Origin of the sequence: Streptomyces sp. NPDC047982, assembly GCF_043204165.1 — a bacterium.
GTDB lineage: Bacteria > Actinomycetota > Actinomycetes > Streptomycetales > Streptomycetaceae > Streptomyces.
The window spans coordinates 86,773-106,150 of sequence record NZ_JBIDBS010000017.1; the positions used below are offsets into that span (position 1 = coordinate 86,773).

General features: G+C 69.1%; 22 protein-coding genes and 1 pseudogene. 20 read left to right on the plus strand and 3 right to left on the minus strand.

The genetic code is table 11. The annotated features are described in order from the left end of the window. Positions 1-13: 13 nt before the first annotated feature. Positions 14-916: a helicase associated domain-containing protein gene (locus tag ACGF2V_RS21315; RefSeq protein WP_362708416.1), complete on the plus strand. Its 903-nt coding sequence runs from the start codon at positions 14-16 to the stop codon at positions 914-916. 116 nt (positions 917-1,032) lie between these two features. On the opposite strand, the gene ACGF2V_RS21320 is transcribed toward ACGF2V_RS21315, so the two are convergent. Next, entirely contained in the window at positions 1,033-1,470 is a 438-nt protein-coding gene (locus ACGF2V_RS21320) for a hypothetical protein (protein WP_362708418.1), read from the minus strand. 361 nt (positions 1,471-1,831) lie between these two features. Between ACGF2V_RS21320 and ACGF2V_RS21325 the strand changes: the two genes are divergently transcribed. The 6 genes from ACGF2V_RS21325 to ACGF2V_RS21350 all read left to right on the plus strand — a co-directional run bounded on the left by ACGF2V_RS21325 (position 1,832) and on the right by ACGF2V_RS21350 (position 8,393). Further along, the gene (locus tag ACGF2V_RS21325) at positions 1,832-2,230 is read left to right on the plus strand and encodes a hypothetical protein (protein WP_362708421.1); all 399 of its coding nucleotides are present in this window, start codon (positions 1,832-1,834) and stop codon (positions 2,228-2,230) included. 502 nt (positions 2,231-2,732) lie between these two features. Continuing rightward, the gene (locus tag ACGF2V_RS21330) at positions 2,733-3,614 is read left to right on the plus strand and encodes a hypothetical protein (protein ID WP_362708423.1); all 882 of its coding nucleotides are present in this window, start codon (positions 2,733-2,735) and stop codon (positions 3,612-3,614) included. Between the two features lie 176 nt (positions 3,615-3,790). Next, on the plus strand, positions 3,791-4,438 hold the full coding sequence (locus ACGF2V_RS21335) for a hypothetical protein (protein WP_362708425.1): 648 nt from the start codon (positions 3,791-3,793) through the stop codon (positions 4,436-4,438). Between the two features lie 246 nt (positions 4,439-4,684). Continuing rightward, positions 4,685-5,605, plus strand: a complete 921-nt coding sequence (locus ACGF2V_RS21340) for a DUF6197 family protein (protein ID WP_362708427.1) — start codon at positions 4,685-4,687, stop codon at positions 5,603-5,605. Positions 5,606-6,095: 490 nt separating this feature from the next. Continuing rightward, positions 6,096-6,917 (plus strand): hypothetical protein, encoded by an 822-nt coding sequence (locus tag ACGF2V_RS21345; protein ID WP_362708430.1) that lies wholly within the window; start codon positions 6,096-6,098, stop codon positions 6,915-6,917. Between the two features lie 357 nt (positions 6,918-7,274). Further along, entirely contained in the window at positions 7,275-8,393 is a 1,119-nt protein-coding gene (locus ACGF2V_RS21350; RefSeq protein WP_362708432.1) for a hypothetical protein, read from the plus strand. Positions 8,394-8,922: 529 nt separating this feature from the next. Here ACGF2V_RS21350 and ACGF2V_RS21355 read toward each other — a convergent pair. Beyond that, on the minus strand, positions 8,923-9,588 hold the full coding sequence (locus tag ACGF2V_RS21355; protein ID WP_362708681.1) for an SAM-dependent methyltransferase: 666 nt from the start codon (positions 9,586-9,588) through the stop codon (positions 8,923-8,925). Positions 9,589-9,659: 71 nt separating this feature from the next. Between ACGF2V_RS21355 and ACGF2V_RS21360 the strand changes: the two genes are divergently transcribed. Then, positions 9,660-10,199 (plus strand): winged helix-turn-helix domain-containing protein, encoded by a 540-nt coding sequence (locus ACGF2V_RS21360; protein ID WP_362708435.1) that lies wholly within the window; start codon positions 9,660-9,662, stop codon positions 10,197-10,199. Beyond that, positions 10,115-10,738 (plus strand): transposase, encoded by a 624-nt coding sequence (locus ACGF2V_RS21365; RefSeq protein ID WP_362708438.1) that lies wholly within the window; start codon positions 10,115-10,117, stop codon positions 10,736-10,738. Before ACGF2V_RS21360 ends, ACGF2V_RS21365 begins: the two co-directional genes overlap by 85 nt. 30 nt (positions 10,739-10,768) lie before the next feature. On the opposite strand, the pseudogene ACGF2V_RS21370 reads toward ACGF2V_RS21365, so the two are convergent. Then, positions 10,769-10,936: pseudogene (locus ACGF2V_RS21370) on the minus strand (SAM-dependent methyltransferase); the annotation flags it as partial. A gap of 578 nt (positions 10,937-11,514) precedes the next feature. Between ACGF2V_RS21370 and ACGF2V_RS21375 the strand changes: the two are divergent. The 11 genes from ACGF2V_RS21375 (at position 11,515) to ACGF2V_RS21425 (ending at position 19,106) form a co-directional block, all read left to right on the plus strand. After that, positions 11,515-12,021, plus strand: a complete 507-nt coding sequence (locus ACGF2V_RS21375) for a PH domain-containing protein (protein WP_362708684.1) — start codon at positions 11,515-11,517, stop codon at positions 12,019-12,021. After that, a complete protein-coding gene (locus tag ACGF2V_RS21380) occupies positions 12,018-13,307 on the plus strand; it encodes a PH domain-containing protein (RefSeq protein ID WP_362708441.1) in 1,290 nt (429 codons plus the stop codon). The genes ACGF2V_RS21375 and ACGF2V_RS21380 overlap by 4 nt, the downstream gene beginning before the upstream one ends. Positions 13,308-13,685: 378 nt before the next feature. After that, positions 13,686-14,042: a hypothetical protein gene (locus tag ACGF2V_RS21385; protein ID WP_362708443.1), complete on the plus strand. Its 357-nt coding sequence runs from the start codon at positions 13,686-13,688 to the stop codon at positions 14,040-14,042. Between the two features lie 524 nt (positions 14,043-14,566). After that, a complete protein-coding gene (locus tag ACGF2V_RS21390) occupies positions 14,567-14,881 on the plus strand; it encodes a hypothetical protein (RefSeq protein ID WP_362708446.1) in 315 nt (104 codons plus the stop codon). Positions 14,882-15,124: 243 nt separating this feature from the next. Next, entirely contained in the window at positions 15,125-15,883 is a 759-nt protein-coding gene (locus tag ACGF2V_RS21395) for a hypothetical protein (RefSeq protein WP_362708448.1), read from the plus strand. Between the two features lie 104 nt (positions 15,884-15,987). After that, positions 15,988-16,593, plus strand: coding sequence for a hypothetical protein (locus ACGF2V_RS21400; RefSeq protein WP_362708450.1), 606 nt, complete (start codon positions 15,988-15,990; stop codon positions 16,591-16,593). A 26-nt stretch (positions 16,594-16,619) separates the two neighbouring features. Beyond that, positions 16,620-16,931, plus strand: coding sequence for a hypothetical protein (locus ACGF2V_RS21405; protein WP_392912874.1), 312 nt, complete (start codon positions 16,620-16,622; stop codon positions 16,929-16,931). 87 nt (positions 16,932-17,018) lie between these two features. Next, positions 17,019-17,246 (plus strand): hypothetical protein, encoded by a 228-nt coding sequence (locus ACGF2V_RS21410; RefSeq protein WP_362708455.1) that lies wholly within the window; start codon positions 17,019-17,021, stop codon positions 17,244-17,246. Positions 17,247-17,667: 421 nt separating this feature from the next. Further along, positions 17,668-18,228, plus strand: coding sequence for a hypothetical protein (locus tag ACGF2V_RS21415; RefSeq protein ID WP_362708458.1), 561 nt, complete (start codon positions 17,668-17,670; stop codon positions 18,226-18,228). A gap of 204 nt (positions 18,229-18,432) precedes the next feature. Beyond that, entirely contained in the window at positions 18,433-18,879 is a 447-nt protein-coding gene (locus ACGF2V_RS21420) for a hypothetical protein (RefSeq protein WP_362708460.1), read from the plus strand. Beyond that, positions 18,876-19,106: a hypothetical protein gene (locus ACGF2V_RS21425; protein WP_392912877.1), complete on the plus strand. Its 231-nt coding sequence runs from the start codon at positions 18,876-18,878 to the stop codon at positions 19,104-19,106. Before ACGF2V_RS21420 ends, ACGF2V_RS21425 begins: the two co-directional genes overlap by 4 nt. Positions 19,107-19,378 lie beyond the last annotated feature (272 nt).

The following is a 19,378-nucleotide window of genomic DNA, read 5'->3' on the forward strand; positions in this document are numbered from 1 at the left end:
GCAGGTCCGGGCCTTGGAGGACCTGCCGGGCTGGTCCTGGAATGCCCGGCAGGACCGGTGGGCCGATCAGCTCGACGCCCTGGAGGACTACCTGAAGAAGCATCAGCGGATGCCCCCGCGCGGGGAGATGGTCGACGCGCTGCCGCTGGGCGAGTGGGTCTACGAGCAGCGGCGCCGCCGCCGTCAGGGCCGCCTCACTGAGGAGCGAGCCGCCGAACTGGAAGCCGTGCCGGGTTTCAGCTGGCTGCCCGCTCCCCGCGCGGGCAACCCGAAACTCCAGCTCGTCGAGGCCGACGAGCGGCTGTGCCGGGCAAAAAGGGCGCCGGCTGTCCACCGGTTCGAGGACCCGGACCCCGGCCGGGGGCTGGTCGTGATGGTCAGCGGCGACTATCACGATCCGGACGAGGCCTTCACGCTGGTCCTGGGCCGCCGCCACAACTGGATGGACCTGGCCACGGCGATCGACCGCGTATACGCCCGGACCGAGGAGCACATGGCTTGCTTCAGCTTCTCTCCCGGGCACCGGCTGTACCGCGAGAGCTGGCCGTCGCGCGGCGGAGTGGACGGGATCGACGTCGACCTGCCCTGGGGCTACTGGGGCGGGGTGCCTTCGGACGCTCCCCGTTCAGACGGCGGAGAGGGAAGCGGGGCCGGTGTCGGGGCTGCTGTGGCCGGGTTCCTTGCCCCCGGCCACAGCGGGACGTACCTGTTCGACTTCGGCGACCGGTGGTATCACTCGGTCAGGGCTCTGCGCTGGACGGTGGCGGAGGAGGACGAGCAGACCGGCGGCGGGCCGCCGCTGCTGGCGGTGTACCCGGGGTGCGAGCTTCCCTCGCAGTACGACGGGGACACGGTGCCCGGGCTGAACCATTTCCTCAGCCTGGACACCCTCCAGATCACTGGGGACTGCGCGTAGCGGAGGTGGGCCCAGCCGCCATCGTCGGAGGCCGTCTCCACAGCGTGGCGAAGCAAGTTGACAGCGCCGTATCACCCTTCAGCTTGGCCGCCGTGGTCCGCGCGGCCAGCTTCACCTCAGCTGGGTCGGTCCTCCGTCGACTCTGGCGGTCCTTCTCCGCCGAACCGCTGATGCCAGCGCAACGCGCCCAGGTTCTGCCACAACATCCCGAGTTCGATCTGGGCCTCGGTGAGTCCGGTCTCCTCGGTGAGCTCCTCGGGAGTGACCTTTCCACCGCGAGCCTCGATCGCACGGCCGATCTTGCCTGCCCACAGCTCGGCGTCGATGAACGGCCGGCCCTTGTACTGCTCGACGAGCTCGGCCAGATGCTCGCGCGAACAGCCCACAACCATGCGTTTCCCGTCGAGCCGTGGGTCGACGGCATGGACGACCGACGAGTCCGGGACCACGGCATACAACTCGGTGTTGTCCGCCACCACCGTCCCGCACAGATCACACAGCTCGGGCAGGGTCTCGTTTTCGTCGCCGTCGTCCGGCTCACCGCGGTCCGTCACTCCACCTGTCTATCGCCTAACGCGAGTCGACACGTCCCGACCCTCCGTGCGCTCGACGTTCATAAACACCTAGCGCAGGCGACTGCCCAGTCGTAGCCGAGTCGATGGGCCTGTCCAGTCCATCAACACGTCGACCCACAGATAGCACGTGACGTGAGCTGCGACGATGACGGCCCCCGATGCGTAGAAGGAGCCGTACGTCGAGTCCCTGGAATGCTCGCGATTCGTGCTCACGGACGCGTGCCCGGCGAACGCGGAGAGTTGGTTCCTCGCACGCTGCTTCAACGAACTCCTTGTGCGGGGGGTACGTGGGATCGTGTCATTCGCCGATCCTGTGCCGCGTAGGGATGCCTCCGGGGCCTTGATCGCTGTCGGGCACGTCGGCACGATCTACCAGGCGACAAACGCGGTCTACATGGGCCGCGCGACCCCGCGGACCGTGAAGCTACTGCCGAACGGCGTCGTACTGAACGAGCGGATGGCACAGAAGGTGCGCCGCCAGGAGCAGGGGCACGAATACGCCGAACGAATGCTGATCGGGCTGGGGGCCCCGGCTCCTCGCGCCGGCATCGACCCGAAGGTCTGGCTCCGAGAGGCGCTGGGGGCTGTAGGAGCCCGGAACCTGAGGCATCGAGGTGTGCACCGGTACGGCTACCGCCTGGGGCGTAATCGTCGCGAGCGAGAGCAGGTCCGGCTGGGTCTTCCGGTGGGCGGCGTCTACCCGAAGGTGCCGGACGGCGTGATCGCCGTCGTCAGCTGATGATCTGCGCTCCAGTTGGTGTCCGGCAGTTGAGCTCGGCGTGCACCGTCTGACGGTGCGAAGCCGGACGCCGCTGCTCGATGGTCCCGATCCGATATCGAAGTATCCGCAGCTCAGGCGCTTGACGCGAGCCGCGGGGGAGGTCTGACTCCGGCACCGGATGACATCTGCCTGTGGCCGAGGGGTAGGCCCGCGCGGGAAGCGGGAGGTCGGTGCGGTTCCAGTGGTCCACCACTGGGCGTCATCCACGGTGGCAGGTCCGAAGGCGCGCAGGAAGGCGGTGACGAAATTGGCCTTGGCCTCATCGGCGTAGGCAGAAGGTCAGGGTGGGGTTCGGCCGGTATCCAGCGGAACTTCGACGAGTCCCGCCAGTCCTGGGAAACCGCGCACCTTCGGTCAGCAGCCCGTGGTTGCGCCCCTTGCTGGGCCCTCGCCCAGTGTGCCGCTCGCCGGGGTCACGAGACGCCCGGGACAACCGAGCCGGAGCGAGAGGCACACCACCATGACCAAACGCCGGAACTATACCCGCGAGCTCATCACAAAGCGCGACAGCGCCTACCAGGCCCACCGTAACCACCACGGCGACGCGCAGAACCGCCCGCCCATGCTTCGCGTGATGGCCGGGTTCGGCCCTGGCCTCCCCGTCGCCTACGAGCCGCGCAGCAAGTCCGACCCGCTCCCGTGGGTCGAGTACAACGGCGACACAGGCGTCTGCAACTGGCGCTACAACGGGCGCGAATGCTGGACCGCGCCCGTCGAGAAGCGCAACGAGATCATCGCCCGGCAGACCGTCGCCCGCTCGGTGTACCGGCGCCTGGCCGCCGCAGGCATCGCCTGCGAAGGATGGGGCGACAGCGCGGGAACCTACGCCCGCTACACCTTCGCGGACAACTCCGAGGTCACTTGGGCGGGCACCGACCGCTACGGAAGCGAGGTCTCCAACCACCACCCGATCGGCGAGCACGGATCCCTCGGTGCCCACTGGATGCAGCGGGAGCAGCCCCCGTACGCCGAACAGACTCCCGACTTCAACACGGGCAACTACGCCACCGACTCCGCCGCCCTGGTTGCCTGGCTGATCAGCCTCGCAGACCGGCACGGCCGCCGCCACCAGAAGCACGCCACCGCGGAGGACAGCGAAGTAGCACTCGCCTGGCAGAAGACCACCGGCGGATTCCTCGCCACCGACGCCGACTGCACCAGATACCGCTACTACCCGGTCGACGGCCGCGCGACGCCCGCAGGCAGCCCCGGAGAGAACTGGCTCGCCGCGTACGAACTCCCTGCCCATCTCACCCGCCCGACCATCGAAATGAGCGAACAGGAGGCCAGCGAGGTGGCCACCCCTGTCTTCTTCAAACAGCCCGCAGGCACCGCCAACTAACACCCGCGCCACGCGCAGCCCCCTGCCCCGCCGGGCCAGGGGGCTGCGTCGCGCCCACGGCCGTTGCCCGGCTAACCCGCCGCTCCGCCACGATCCGGAGCACCGGGCAACGGGCGACTTCTCGCCCCTCTCCCGCCCCAGTCACCACCTGGCAGCACCGACCGAAGGACCAACCTGTGACCACGAACAACCACCAGTCCGGCCACGACCAGCCCGCACAGACCATCTCAGAAGACGGCAAGCTGGAACTGGGCCGCGCATCGGAGGAGCGTAACCGTCCCGTCGCCGTCAGGGTCTACGTCTCCCCGATCACCTCGCGTGCCGCCCTTCGCTGGGTGAACGCCGAAGGCCACGACAGCCCGAGCCTCTGGGATCCGGTCTCGCTGAACGGCAGCCACGCACATGCCCTGCGTGACGAGGTACTCAACCTCGCCGGAGCCGTCCTGGCCAAGCGAGGCTTCAACTACGCGCGCGGCGCGTTCTGGCAGTCGGTCTCTGGCGAGAAGGACACCGAGCGCCCCGCCACTGCCGAGGTCGCAGTCGTTCCCACCCGTGCATATCTCGACCTCCAGACCCGCCGGTTCGGCCCCGCCCCCGAACTTCCTGAAGTGCCCGGAGTGACGTTCAAGACCGCACAGCGCGGTCAGTGGCACGCGACTGTCCCCGACGGCCGGACGTTCCTCCTGACGTGGACACCGCATCTGGACGGAGACCGGTGGATCGTGTGGGGCGGCGATCAGCATTCCGACCTGATCCGCCCCGCCACCACATCCATGGACAAGGCGCTGTTCGTCCTGCGCCACCCCTCCCACGCCCGCTCCTGACGCTCTCCCACAGCCCTCGATCAGACCAGGTAAGCGGCCGCTCTCGGGTGGGCAACAGGTCCTGTGCCGCCGCATGCTGCGTACCCGGCCGGAGCCACCGCGCCCACAGGCCGCATTTCCGGGGCCCATCCCACCAGCCGTGGGCTGGGCCCCGGCACCCAGGCCCTGGCGCGCCTGGCTCTCCCGTCGCCCGCGGTCTCGCAACCACGCCTGCGCCACTTGCCCACACCGCGTTGGAGTCCCTTTATGACCCTGCACTACAGCACCGAAAGCACCCTTCTGCCGACGAACGCACCGGACCTCCTCGACTGGGCAGCCGCCCACATTGAGAACCGGGGCTTCTACGACGGACGCGATGGCGGCCTCTTCGGGAAGGGCGGCACCACGACCCGGCTCCTCGTCCCCAGCATGGTGGGCGCCTTCAACGTCGCGGCCGGCGACGGCCGCCGTAGCTCCACCCGCACCTACGACTATCCGGCCCTGTATTCCGCCGAACGCCTCGCGCTCGACGTACTCTCGGACTACCTCGCGGGCGGGGCCATGCCACATGACCCTCACTTCGAAGACGAGAACCACCGCCGGTTCATGCTCCAGGACTGGGGACGCCGGGAACCCCGAACTCGCGACGAAGCGGCAGCAGCCTTCCGCCACGCCGCCCGACTCGCCGAAGGCGCCCAGAGCGCCGCTGCCCGCCCGGGACGCCCACCTCGCCCACGGCATCCCGTCACCGCGTCCGGCCTCCTCCAATGGGCTGCCGCCCACCTGGAGGAAGTGAGCATGAGACCGGGCGGACTGACGCACGACCCGGAGGGCTACGCGGACACCGCCCCGTGCACCCTGCTGCACGCAGTCGACCGGGCGCAACGCATCGCAAAGCCGATCCCTGCCGACCAACCCCTTCGCTTCCGCGCTTTCCACCAGGCCCGTGACAAGGCGCTCCAGGAACTGTCCAACTGTCTGGCTGGGCAGGAGGTCACCGCAGGTCCTGACGTCCCCGCCTACGAAGTGGACAGACGTCGGCGCGAAATCATTCTGACGTGGGGCAACGAGCCGGGCCGAACCGAAGGCGAAGCGGTCGCGGCGCTCCGCGCCGCCGCCCTGGCCGTGGCCGACGAGGCTGAAGAAGCGGAAGAGAAACAAGAGCCGGGGGAGTCCCTCCTGTTCTGATTGACCAACACCCACCGGCCGGGCCGGGTGCCTCACCCAGCGGACGCCCGGCCCGTAGCCGTTGCAGGGGCTGGCCCGGCCGCAGGCCATGGTCAGCGCGACATCGATGCCGCCTCCTGGGCGACGCCGCCGATGTCGCACCGGTGCTCGACCGACGAGGCTGGACCGCTCACGACCACAGCGCCAGCGACGCACTCCACCCGAGGCCCCCCTGCCGGAGGCGGACCTCTCACCCACTCCTCCGCCGCCGTGCGGTCCCGCCCCTACATCAGGGACGGAACCGCACGGCTTTCGGCGGCACCTTGCTGGCCCAGCCGATCGCGCGCACGCCCGAGCAGCGTCCGCAACGGCTGCCCGGACATGGCACCTCACCGGCGTTGCCGGGCTAACCCACGCCCCGCGCAAGGTCCTTCCCGCCGCCCCGCCTCATCGCGGAGTAGCCCCAGACCGGCCCACCGGCCGGCGGGTACTCAACCCGGAAGGACCCCGCGTGTTCACCACACACGACACCCTCCACCAGGAACTCACCACTACCGGCATCTACAGCGGCCTGTACACCGTGCTCATGGCATCCACACCGCCACTGGCCGTTCGCACGCATGCCGACCAGACCACCGGCCTGGAGTTCTTCGAGCAGAGCCCGCGCGTCCGCAACAGCCCGATCCGCGGCACCATCACCTTCAATCCCGATTCCGGTGCCATCAAAATGGCCGCCGACGGCTACAGCGGCCCGCGCTGGCACGCCGCGCGGGAACGCCTCACCACCCAGACAGCCGCCTGGGCGTGGCAGCCCGCCACCGACCACAAGCCGGGCACGATCGAGGGACTCCTCCATCTCGGCACCGACATCACCGCCGAGACCTGCATCGGCCGCTCCCGCCACGACAGTGACACCGCCGAGGGCGCCCTCACTCTGATCCCCGTCGACCGTGCCGTATGCCACCCGACCTGGGCCCTGGCCGTCACAGTCCTGGGCACCCTGGTCACCGAAGACCCCACGTATCGCTCACCGGTCCTGTCGGCCCCCGCCCCAAGCACCTTCGCCAGCACGGTGACCGACTACCCGGCCGCCATCGCGACCGTCGCGGAAGCCCTGGCGCTCCTGGACGAGAACGGAGACTTCGACACCGCCCGCTACGACGATCCGACCTGGCCGATCCACGCCGAAAGCACGGCCGTCCGAGCCCTGCGCGACTTCCGAGACGCCCTCATCCACGCCACCCCCGCCCAGCAGAGCGAGCAGCCCGACCAGCAGACCGACGCCGCCGACCGCGGCGGATGCTGCGCCTGCTCCCACGAGATGGAGGCGTAACCGCCTCACCCCTGACGCGTTCCGGCGAGCCCTGACCCTCCGATGGGCACCGGCCCCGCAACGCAGCGAGGCCGGTGCCCACCGATCTGCCAGTACATCCCCGAAGACGCAGATGCACGTGGACACCAACAAGCAGGCCAGCCCGCCCGGTCTGCGCCGCCTACCCGGCCAGCTCCGGCGCCTTGGGATCGCGCAACCTTCCCCACACCTCGTACGCCCGCTCTCCTGCGCGACTTTCGGGGTCCCCCTCCTCTCAGTCCTGCCTACAACGCGTGCCGCGCTCTTGCATGACTTGCCCCGCCCTGATCCACGGTCCGACCCAACCCACCCCCACCTCGTTCGGACCTTGGAGCCACCGTGACGCCGCACACCACCCCAGCACGACTCGCCCCGATATCGGCACCAGCCCTCACCGCCGAAGCCCGTGCCCACCACGCCGAACGGATGCGCGCCCAGCTCGCCGACTTCTGGGGCAAACCACTGCGCGGAATCCCGTACGGCATGGACCTCCTGCGGACCATGTTCATCACGGTCACCGCATACGACCTTCACCTCGAGGGCGCGATGCACTACCTCGACGTGTGCGACAACAATGCTGCCGCCTACCGAACCAGCGACGTGTGGGTAGCGCCCCACAGCATGGGCCAGCGCATTGCCGAGCACGTGCACCTGACATCCGACAGCATCACTGTCGGCAACCTCGAGGACATCGCCCCCGCCCGCGACGGGCTCGTGTACTTCCCCACTCCCATCCGCCTCGACGGACTCCACCCCATCTACGGCCTGGCCTGGCACATGGTAGGGACGGACGAGGACCTCATCGTCGACTTCGAAACCATCACCGCCACCCACCTCATCCCCACCCGCCTGGAACCGACGCTCGTGGCCAGCACCAAACTGCCTCGCACTCCGTACTGCCCCAACGGCCTGGCCACCCTGCATGGCCACGTCCTCAACGGCTACAGCAACCCTCACTCGTTCGGCGCGGCCGGACCGGCGACCATCCTGGCCCTCGTGCTCGCCTTCTGGGGCCTGCGTCACCCCACCACCCGCGACACCCCGGACACGGCGGACGAGCACATCGTGAACGTCCCCCAGCACACTGCCCAAGGCACCAAATCCCGCGCCCGCGGGCGAGGCCGCAAGAACAAGCGTCCCGCCCGCGCGCAGCGCAAGCGTGAGATCCGCATCATCCGCGAGCCTGCCCAGATCCCGACCCCGACCGGTCAACACCGGTCGGCCGCGGACACCACCGGACCCAACTGGAAGGAAGACACTCTCCGCTGGGAGGTCTCGCTCAAGTACCAGAACCGCTGCCCGAACCCACACCAGCACCGCGCCATCATCGAGGCAGGCGGCGAATGCAAACCCGTCCGCGTCCCGGTACGCGCCCACGTCAACGGACCCAAGGGTCGCGAAATCGACCCCCGGCGCGCGGTCCGGATCGTGCCCGACCACCAAGCTGTGCGCCCATAGTGACCCCGCTCCTCCGGTTCTCGGCCCCCGCCACCCACGCGGTGTCGGGGGCCCTCCTGCGTCCGGCACCGGCGCAACCCAAATTCCGCCGCGCTGGTACGCACGGCCGCGTTCCTGGAGCGGATCGCCGGGTTCATCAAGGCCCCTTGCCTCACGGAGGAGGAAGCCTACGAGGTCGCCCGCCAGGCCCGGGACAACGCCGCCGACGGGGAAGGCGTCTCTTTCCGCTCCATCTTCAGCCACAACGACTCCGCCAACGGCGTGAGCAACGTGTGCGTCCAGCGGTGGAACCCCGAAAAGAACCTCTGGCAGGCACACAGCCGCCCCTGGAACAAGAACACCCCGGCAACCGATGCTCTCACCCCTACCCGAGTACGGAGCCTGCCGGCTGACTGCCCCGGACTGTCAGCCCACCCCTCCGCAGTCCTCAACTCCAACACGGAGTAAGAGCCAGGGGTGTCCGCCCGCCCTCAACGCCACGGCCCCGGCCCCGCAAAGGCGGTACCGGGGCCGCCGAGGCAAGGGCAACTCACAGAACCGACGATTTTCGAGCCACCCCGGCATACAGGGAGACCCGCCTGTCCGTGACCAGGCTCGGACCACTCGCAGGCTCAGGGCGCCACCGGTGCGCCACAACGAGCCCTGGATCGAGGAGGTCCAGTTCGCTGAAGAACCGCAACACTTCCGCCCGCGTGCGCACCTGGGCGGAGGTCCCGGCTTGCGTGTAGACGTCGACCACGGCCTTCATCGCGTCCGGCGCGAAGTCCCCGGTGGCGTGCGACAGACTCAGGTACGAGCCCGAGGGCATCTCCTGGATGAGGCGGCGCACGATTCGGTAGGGCTCGCGATCGCCGGTGACGTACTCCAGCAGGGCGTGCATGCTGAGCGCGACCGGCTCCTCGAAGTCGATGACGCCCTCGCTTCTGACCGCGTCGATGACAGCAGCCGGATCAGTGACGTCAGCCTGAACGCAGCAGATCTCGCCCTCGGCCGTGCCACCGAGGAGGGTGTCGGTGTAGACCATCACGATCGGGTCGTTGTCCACGTAAACAACGCGGCACCCCGGCGCGGCGCTCTGGGCAACGTTGTGCAGGTTGGGTGACATCGGCATGCCGACGCCCAAATCGATGAATTGACGCACCCCCAGCCGGGCGAGACAGCGTACAGAACGGTGCATGAAGGCCCGGTTACTGATTTCGGCGTTTCGGGGTCTGGATTTGTGTCGGGAGGGGTGACGCGGTCCGTCCGGGCTGGTACGCCGGAGGCATGCGGTATCCGGACGGGGGCGGGCTGACCGCCGAGCAGCGCAGGCGCCGGGAAGAGGTACGGATGCGGGCCGTTGACCTCTTCGATGAGGGCGTGGAAGTCCCGTGCATCGCCCGGGAGTTACGGGTGAGTGAGAAGTCGGTCTACCAGTGGCGCCGCACCTGGAGGACGGGCGGACGCGAGGCGCTGCGTTCCAGAGGCCCCTGCGGCTACGGCTGTCGGCTCGGCCCGCACCTGCAGACCAAGCTCGCGATGTGGCTTGATGAGGGGCCGGCCGCGCACGGCTGGGCGGACGACCAGGTGTGGACCGCCGCGCGGGTACGCACGCTGATCGGGCGGAAGTTCCACCTCTCCTACAGCGTCTCCGGGGTCACTCGGCTGCTGCACCGCATGGGCTACAGCGTGCAGATGCCCGCCCGGCCCGCCGCCGAACGCGACGAGGACGCGATCAACGCATGGCGGGAGGCGACCTGGCAGGAGGTAAAACCCTCCGGGCGACGACCGGCGCGTTCATCTGCTTCGAGGACGAAGCGGGCGTGACCGGCCGGCCGCCCAAGGGCCGCACCTGGGGCCGGCGCGGCATCACCCCGAGGGTCAAGGTGTCCGGCCGTAGCCGGGGACGTCTCTCGGTGGCCGGTCTGCTGTGCTTCCGGCCGGGCCTGCCCGCCCGTCTGTGCTACCGGCTGCGTCGGCATACCGGCCGCAAGGGCGAGCGTCGCTCGCTGGGCGAGGCGGACTACATACGCCTGTTGGATGGCGCCCACCAACTGCTCAAGGCCCCGCTGATCGTGGTGTGGGACCGGCTGAACACCCACATCTCCAAGACGATGAAGGCACTCGTTGCCGAGCGGGACTGGCTGACGGTGGTCCTGCTGCCCGGGTATGCGCCCGACCTCAACCCGGTCGAGGGCCTGTGGGCGCACATCAAGCGGAGCCTGGCCAACCTGGCCGCCCGCACCCTCAACGAGCTGGAGACTCTGCTCCGCAGGCGGCTCAAAGCGCTGCAGTACCGGCACGGCATCCTCGGCGGATTCCTCGCCGGGACGGGCCTCGCTCTCGATAGACCGGACAGACCCTAATACGCCGAAGTCAGTAACGCGGGCCGCAGTCCCGGCCGCAGGAAGCAAGCGCAGGACGGTCTCGGCTGCTGCGCGGTCCACGGCGTAGTTGGTCTTCCCGCCGAGGAAGTAGTCATACATTCGCGCGCTGTGCGCCCTGTCCTGCCCCAACTCCGTGCTTGCACCGGCGTTCAGTGCCAAGTCGGGCTGCCTATTCATAGGTCACTCCCCTCTCGCTGGCGTGCGCATCACCGTAGGCCGCTCGGCACGCCTCGCAGTGGCCGCTCTGACGGCATTCCGACAAACGCGCTGGTCAGCGACCGAAGGTGAAGCGGGGGCGTACTGCAATTGCAGAGCCCGGGCCGCTCCTCCGACATCGGCGCCTTCGGCGCGCGCCTCCGCGGCCCTGCGACCGGACACCCTTACCCGATCCCGGCACCGTCCCGGAGGTTGCGCTGCTTGCCCCCAGCGGGAGCAGTGTCGGTGCTGCCGGAAGGACACTCCCGAGCCCTTTGGCCTGCGGTCGAGCCACTGCACCGCCCCCCGGCCAGCCACCTGCATCGCACACGGGCCCCGGGCCTCATCGCGAACGCGCCAGGCAACCCCAGGTCCGGCTGCCACCCCGCCGAGGACCGGCTCCCGCGGCCGCCGGGCTTGCGGCGCTAACCAACTCATCCGCCACGGTGCCACCACCAGGCCAAACCCATTGAAACCAACCCAATAACAAAGAAACCAGGTCTACAGAAATGCCTCGCTACATCAGACCGGAACCGCCATTCACCTTGGACGGGGTGACGATGACCCGCCACCCGGAGCGCGCCGTCCGCGTCAACCGCATCGCGGCCGCGCTCAACATGCTGGGCATGACCGCCCTGCTCGGAACACTGGCCATGCTGATCACCACCCTCGTCCATCTCATCCTCACCCGGACGCGCGACTGGCACGAGATGCTGAACTGGTGGCACCCGGCCATGACGACCCTTGCTCTCCTGCCCATGGGCCTCTACGCCTGGCGCTTCAACCGCATCAAGGTCGCCTGGCACTTCCGCGGATACCACCTGGGAGCGGAAGAGCTCTACCTCCGCACCGGGCTGCTCAAGCGCAGACTCACCGTCCTGGCATACGCACGGATCCAGGAGGTGAACGTCGTCAGCGGTCCCATCCAACGCCGCTATGAACTGGCCACGGTGACGATCAAGACGGCCGCTGGAAGCGATGCCATCACCGACGTCGACCCGCAGACAGCACAGCGCCTGCGCGACCAGCTCACCGAGCTGGCGCGGGAGCGGAGGCTGCCGGTATGAGCCAGCCCGCCATCGAAGGCCGGCTCCACCCGGTTACTCCGCTGCGGCGGAGCTGGGCCGTCCTTGCCGCACTCGCGACTCTTGCCTACCAACAGCGCGACCTCATCAGTTTCCGCCCCGCCCCCGAAGGCGGCGCGGACACCATCACCCTGCCCCTGTGGGCAGTCTGTGCTGCCGCTGTGCTGATCGTCTCGGGTACCGTCGGGCTGTTCACCGCTGCTTGGCGGCACAGCCACTACATCCTTGACGGAAGTGTCCTCGGGTACCGCAGCGGCCTGCTCTTCAAGGTCCACCGCCACTGCGAACTCGACCACGTCCAGAGCGTCGACATCCTGCGCCCCTTCCTGGGCCGTCTCATTGGCGTCTGCACCCTGCGCGTCGTCATGCCGGGCACGACGATGACGCTCTCCTACCTCACGCTCAACCAGGCGCGCGTCCTCAAGGCCCGCATCCTTGCCGAGGACACAGTTGAAGACCGGCTTCACCAGGTCAAGACCAAGGACCTGGTCCTGGCTCTACTCCTCGACCTCAGCACGAATCTCTGGTCGCTCGCCGTCGTTGCGGTAGCCGTCCTTCCTTACGTCCTTTCCGGCGAACTGCTGACGCTCTCGACCCTGATTGCGTTCGCACCCAGAATCTGGAGACTGACGGGCAAGAGGCTCTTCGTCTACAGCGGCTGGTCCGTCACCCGCACCGCCGACGGCGCCTACCGCACCGACTACGGCATGTTCGACGCCCAGCAGTACACCTACCGGGACTCCCGAATCACCTTCATCGCACTTCACCAGCCCCTCCTGTGGCGCCGATTCGACTGGGTCGAGGTGCGGGCAGCCGTAGCCGGGGCAGCCAAGCCTGGAATTCTGATTCCTGTCTGCCCCCGCACTGTCGCAGAGAAGATGATCATGCACCTTCTCGGTCCGGATGCCGTATCCCACTTGAACGACCCCCTTCCCGTCCCACCCGCTGCCCGCAAAGCCACGCCGTTCCACAAAGCCCTCGGCTATCACCTCAGCAGCGGATACTTCACCGTGTGGAGCGGGTTCTTCCTCCGCAACGTGACCACCGTCTGCCCCGCCCACCGCGTGCAGTCCGTCAGCACCCGTCAAGGTCCGTGGCAGCGCAGGCTTGACCTGGCGAGCGTCTACGCCCATCTGCCCGGCGGCGGCAGCGTGCCCGCCGCGCATCGCACCACGAGTGAGGCTGCTGACCTCGCCACTCGCCTCTACCGGACATCGATGGACGAAGCCGAGGCATCCCACAGCAAGAACGCCGATTCACGCGGGTGACAACACGACAGGCCCGTCCCGCCCTCTGCTGGCGGGACGGGCCTGTCGTGTTGTTCCATAACGGCCCGCACGGACCTGACTCGCCTGCCGACGAGAAGCAGCGACGCCGCGTCCCGGCCCGCTCGTGCTACCTCTCTCACCGGCGGCTTCTTCCACCGGCTCGCCACCGATGCTCCGGCTCGTGCCAACCCCCTGGCCAGGAGGCAGCCGGCCTTGGCCGGCTATCAGGCCCTCTGCGCTTGGCACCCCGGCCCGCGCTCCGCACCGGTACTTCCCAGGAAATTGCGCGGCTTGGTCCCACCCAGAGCAGTGTCCGACCGCAAGCACTGAGCGGGACAACCGCAAGAGCAACAGAACCCGAAACGGAAGTTGGCCACTATGGGGAACACCTCAAAGCCCGGAAGCGTGGTTGTCCGTGAAATCGACCATGACCCCTTCGAGGTGGACGGAGAGCAGTACCTCGTCCAGGAACTGCTCTGGAACGGCATCGACGGCCGTTCCTACGATCTGGTGCGCCGCCGTGACGGCCAGATCCTCACCGAAGACGAATCGTTTGACGGGTATCCCACCGACGCACAGATCGCCCTGGTGCTCGAAAAGCACGGTGTCGACGTCGAGCTGGAGACCTGCAAGTTCTGCCGGAAGGAGATCCTTCTGGCCACCGCGCATCGGCACGACAACGGAAGGGTGGGGAATGCCTGCTGCTGGGACGACCGATTGCACATGACTGCCTGATCCCCATCTTCCCGCCACCGCCTCCGGTCGCCCCCGTGTCTGCGCAGGCCGCCGAGGGCGGCCCGCCGTCGCCCGTAATCCCGGCCCGCGCGGGGACGCGGACGCACCGCTCGTCCGCAGCAGTCGCAGCCTGCCCGCCTGACGAAGTACGGCCCCCTCTGCACCGACACCGACCCGCCCCCGGCTCCGCACTCGCGGTATCAGGCTGTCCGCCTCTCACTGTCCGCCGTGTCGGCGCAGGGCCCCCGCAGTTGCCGGTGCTTTACAGCGTGCCGCTACCCGAGCCCCGAGCCTGCGGCCGGGCAGCCACGCTGAGGGGACCCCGTAACCACAGACCGCGGTCCCCGGCGGCTGGCATGCGGGTTGCGCCCCTTGGCCGCTCACTCGGGAACCTCCAACTGCCACAGACGTAGGCCACCAGCCACCGCCGGACCGCTACGCCTCCCCCTCCTCCCTCCAGGCCGGAGCTGACGAGGAGGGTGCCGCGGCTCCGCGACCACCACATGAACAAGGAGACGCACATCATGCTCGACACCTTCTGGGCAGTGATCGCTGAGCAGCTCAAGGAACTTCGAGCCGCCAAGAACGCGGACGACGTCCTGCGCATCCTGGCCTCCGAGAGCGGGACCGCGCCCGGGTTCTTCGGCGGGTCCGGGGGAGACGAGACCGTCAGCGCCGCCCTGCACACCGCAGGCTGGACCACCGCCTGGGCGGAGTCCTCGATTTACTACACGATGCGCGCCCCCGACGGATCGATGATCACCTACATCGAGGGCGACATCTACCGGGGCGACCGCCACGGCCACAGTCCCGAGCCGACCGGCAAATCCGCCAACTGACCACACCACTTCGCTCTCGAGAGGCCCACCCCGCCCGGGGTGGGCCTCTCGCGTTCGCCCTCCGCCGGCCCGGCGTGTCTCTCACTTCGACACCCTCAACCGGGGTTGCGGGACTTACCCCTACCCAGGGGAGTGTCCGTCCTGCCAGGAGGGCACCCCGCCCCTCCACCGATGGACCGAGGCCGCACAGCACCTCACGTCCTTCCCACCTGTAGTGACAACCCGAGCAAGGGAGACGATGTGATGACCGAGACCGCCAGCACCTACACCGCCGCCGGAATTGCCGCCGGTATGAGTACTTACCCGCACCCGAAGCCGGTCCTGGACACGGGGGCGCTGGCCGAAGCGATCCGCGTGCAACTTTGCACCTGGGTGGCCGCCGAGTTCGGGATCACGGTCCCCACCCCCGAGATGGTCACAGCCGGGCCCGCCGACAGCACCGCCCAGCTCCTCGGTGAGATCACCGAACACGTCAACGTCTACGGCGTGGAGACGGATGGCGACGCCGAACCGTGGGGCATCGCGCACCTGTGCCACGCCCACGCCGACAGCCTGCACGCCGCACACGGGCACCGTGACGCCTACCTTCTGGGAGCCCTGTACTCGCTCATCGCCGCCCGCGCCCACCTGAAGGACGGCTACGAGGGACAGTTCGAGCTGGACCCGTTCGGCGGCAACCGGCGCACCATCAACGAGAGGGCGCTGATCGAGACCATCCGCGTACAGCTCGCCACGTGGGCGCCCGACACGTTCGGGACCATCGTGCAGCTCCCTGAACGGTGGGAGATGCGCTGCGCCGCCGACCTGTCCGACGCCATCGCGAACGTGATGGGGACGGCGGAAGCGAAGTACGGCGACCTGGACGACGACGACAGCATCCGCGGCCTGGCGCACCTGGCAAACGCCCGCGCCCACGGACTGAAGGCCGCCCACGGCCACGGCGACGCCCACCTGCTCGCCGCCCTGAACTCGCTGGTCCTGGCTGCCGCCTCCCTCGCCTGACAGATGTCCGGACCGGCGTCCCGCCGCCAAGCGCGGCGGGACGCGGCCGTGAAGGGTCATGGCACCTGCCGCGCCCCCAAACCCGCCCCGCATGAGGAGCTTTGATGCTGCCGACGAACCCACCCACACCACCCGCGCACCCGTTCCCGCGGCCGGCCTGTGACCGTGACGCCCGCTACCTCGAGGCAGCCGGCCGCGGAGCCCTGACCCTGGTGACCGAGTACGGCGCCCCGCGCTACTGCGAAGACCGCTCCGGACCGCACACCGGCTACCTCGCTCCACCCCCGCCTGAGCTGTTCACCGCAGGCTGGCTGACGCGCGACGGCGACCGTATCGCCATCACGGCTGATGGGCGCACCGCTCTGACCGACTACGGGCGCCGCCGCGCCGCCGCCGACGCCCTGCCCTACACCATGACGCGCAGCCCGCTCCGCGCAGAACTCCACCGATCCGACGAGCCCATCCGCCGCTTGCGCCACGCGGCCACCGGAGAGGAGATCAAGCCGGGCGACACGGTCACCGACCCCTCCGGGCACACGGCAACCTACCTCGGCCCCACCATGCGCAGCGACGACGGCGGAGCGACCTGGACCCCCGCCTTCAACGCTCGCGTCACCTACCCCGATCACGGCACCTGGCTCTACCCGCCCGCCGCCCTCGGCGCCGTCTACGACCAGGAGCCCGCCCTCCCCAACCCCGCATCGCCATGACCACCGACCCCCGACCGGAGACGACCATGACCACCCCCGACGACTCGGATTCCTTCCCACTGCTCATCGGCGCCCAGGTCGAGGCGTACGCCCTCGTGGTCCACCGACAGACCTGCGACCGGCTCGCCGCGATGCTCCGCGACGACGGCCAAACCCTGGCCGCCAACCTCGTGGAAGAAGACCGCGACATCACCGAGCTCACCCGCTCCCTGGCCGCCGTCCCCTCTACCACCAAGACGGAACACGCCGCCTATTGCCGCCCCTTCCACTGCCGGTGCGGCTGCGACCAGGCCCAGACTTGCCTCGACTGCCACCGGTGCGTGTGCTGGCGCGCGTAGTGCTGCGCCCAGGCTGCCGCTGACCGGGCCCGTACACGGGTCCGCAAGGCCGCCCTGCGGGCCCTGCTGGACACCATGGCCCCTGCCATGCTGACTGAACTGCGTGAGACCGCCGCCGACGCCGAGGAGGCCGCCCTACGCGCTGCAGTCGTCCGCCGGGTCCGGCTACTCACGTCGGCCGACGGGCCCCGCTGGACGCGAGCAGTCTTCGACGCCCGCGACTCCAAGTTCGGCATGGGGCACGCCGACTACCGCGTCCACGACGTGACGCTGCACGACAAACAACTGCACTTCCACGCTCGTCGACCTCGATGACGACGCGCTGTGCGCTGTGCTCGGTGCACTCGCCGAACTCCTACGGCCTGAGGAAGGCGCCGACCTGAGCGTCGACCTGGACGACAGCCCTGGGCAGACCGGCGAACCCGCCAACTGACCACCCACCCCGTCCACGTGTACGAGGCCCACCCCGCCCGGGGTGGGCCCTTCGCGTCCGCTCGCCCCCCACCGCCCCGCAGCGACGTCTTCGATCGAGGTTGTGCGGCTTGGCCCGGCCTGGGGCAGTGTCGGTGCTGTCGGCGGAAGGACGCTCCCGCACCGATCCTCCACGTGCGGCGAGCCCGAACCCCGGCCATCGGGCCGCACACGGCCGCGCTCCTCATCTGACCCGCCCCCCGGCGCTGCCGCCGGCAGCAACCAACTCCCGCCCCCGAGCAGGGCCCAGCCATGCGCTGCTGCGGTGGACGCCACCAGCGAGGCCGCTGACCGCCACTGCGGCGATTTCAAGGAGAGCAGCATGAACCCTGCCGAGCAGGCCCGCCCTTCAGAGAGCACAGAGGACAGCACCCGGACGCCTTCCTCAGCAACTGACGCACCCCGAGGCCTGGCGATCGACATCGAAGTTGCTCGGCGAACCCTCTACGCCTGCGACCCGGTTCTCATCGCCGACACCAGTTGGCACATCGACCCGTACGGCATCGAGTGGAGCCACGATGTGACGCTGCGCTTCGTCGTAGACGAGCTCGGCTGGCAGGCACTGGAGTCGATCCCCCTGGGGCAGGCACTGGTCCGTGAAGCACTCGAGGGTCGGGTCCAGTGGCCGAGCGCCCGGACGGCACGTGTGCAGAAGCTCGCCGCCAAATGGCGTGCTGACCATCCCGGCGAAGATCCCACAGACGAGGCTCTGACGTGGGCGTTCAACCGCATCGCAGGGGCGCCCAGCACGGATCTCTATCCAGCGATTCGTGCGGAGATCCAGACGCAGAAGGCGCGAGAGAACCAGCCCTCAAACGACGACTAGCGAGCCGCCCTCTCACCGTTCCTCCGTCCGCGCCTGACTCGCCACCGGGCGGACCGCCCCGCGACAGATGCGGCGCCGCCCGCGTCCATTCACCGGCTTGCGGGACTTGCCGGCCGCCGCAGCACGGTACGGACCGCCGCCCCCACCGGGGGCGGGGGAGAGGTGAACGCCCTCCCGTACCGGACTGACAGGACATACCCGACGATGCGAAATCCTCCCACCGACTTCCGCGCGACCGCCCGGAGGCTGATCGAGGCCCTGCCCCGGCCACTGCCCCAGGACGAGGCACATCGCGCCGACGCCGTGCAAGCCGCCCTGCTGACCAGCGGGCTGCTCGACAGCAGCGATCTGGGCAACTCCCCAGCCGTCGCCGCAGCCATCCGTGACGGCCTCACCAGCCTGGCCCACCTCCTGGACCAGGACGCCCCGGGACACGGAGCCGGGCGACTGCTGCTGCTCCTGCTCGCCGATCGCGACGCATTCACTCCCCACCCGGCCCCCGACATGGCCCAGCTCCGTGCCCGTGACGCTGCGACCGCCTTGTTGTTCCTGGCGCAGTGGCATGTCTCGGACGATCCGCTGCGTCTCCTCGGTGGCGCGTTGGAGGTCCACGCCGAGGAAGCACGTGACAGCGATGCCGGAAGGTCGTGACCGTGGACGGCGTGTGCCTGCTGGTGCCCGAAGCGATCAGACGGTTGGAGGCCGAAGGCTGGAGCGTCGAGATTGCCGAGGACGGACTCCGCCTGGCCAACGGGAAACGGACCCGCAGCATCATCTACCGTGACTCGCTGACCGATCTCGTGGATCGGGGCGACACTGACGACGCGGTCTGGACCCTGCGTAGGGCCAAGTCCGCGCGCAAACGCCCAGTGTCCTGAACCGCGCTCCGCGCGTCCGACGGCCCGCCCCCTGGCACAGCCCGGGGGCGGGCCGTCCTGTCGTTACGCCGGCGGCACCGTGCCGAGGCCCCGGGTTGCGCGGCTTGGATGCCCCCGGGCCAGTGTGAAGGGCACCGAGAACGCGACTCGCCCCATCTGGCGAGCGCCCCAGCCGAGCCGTGCTCGACGAATGCGCCTTCAGCCGGATCACGCCCCGCACGAGCCCTCTGCGGCGTGCTGGGCCCGACCGGCAACTGTCGGGCCTGTGCCAC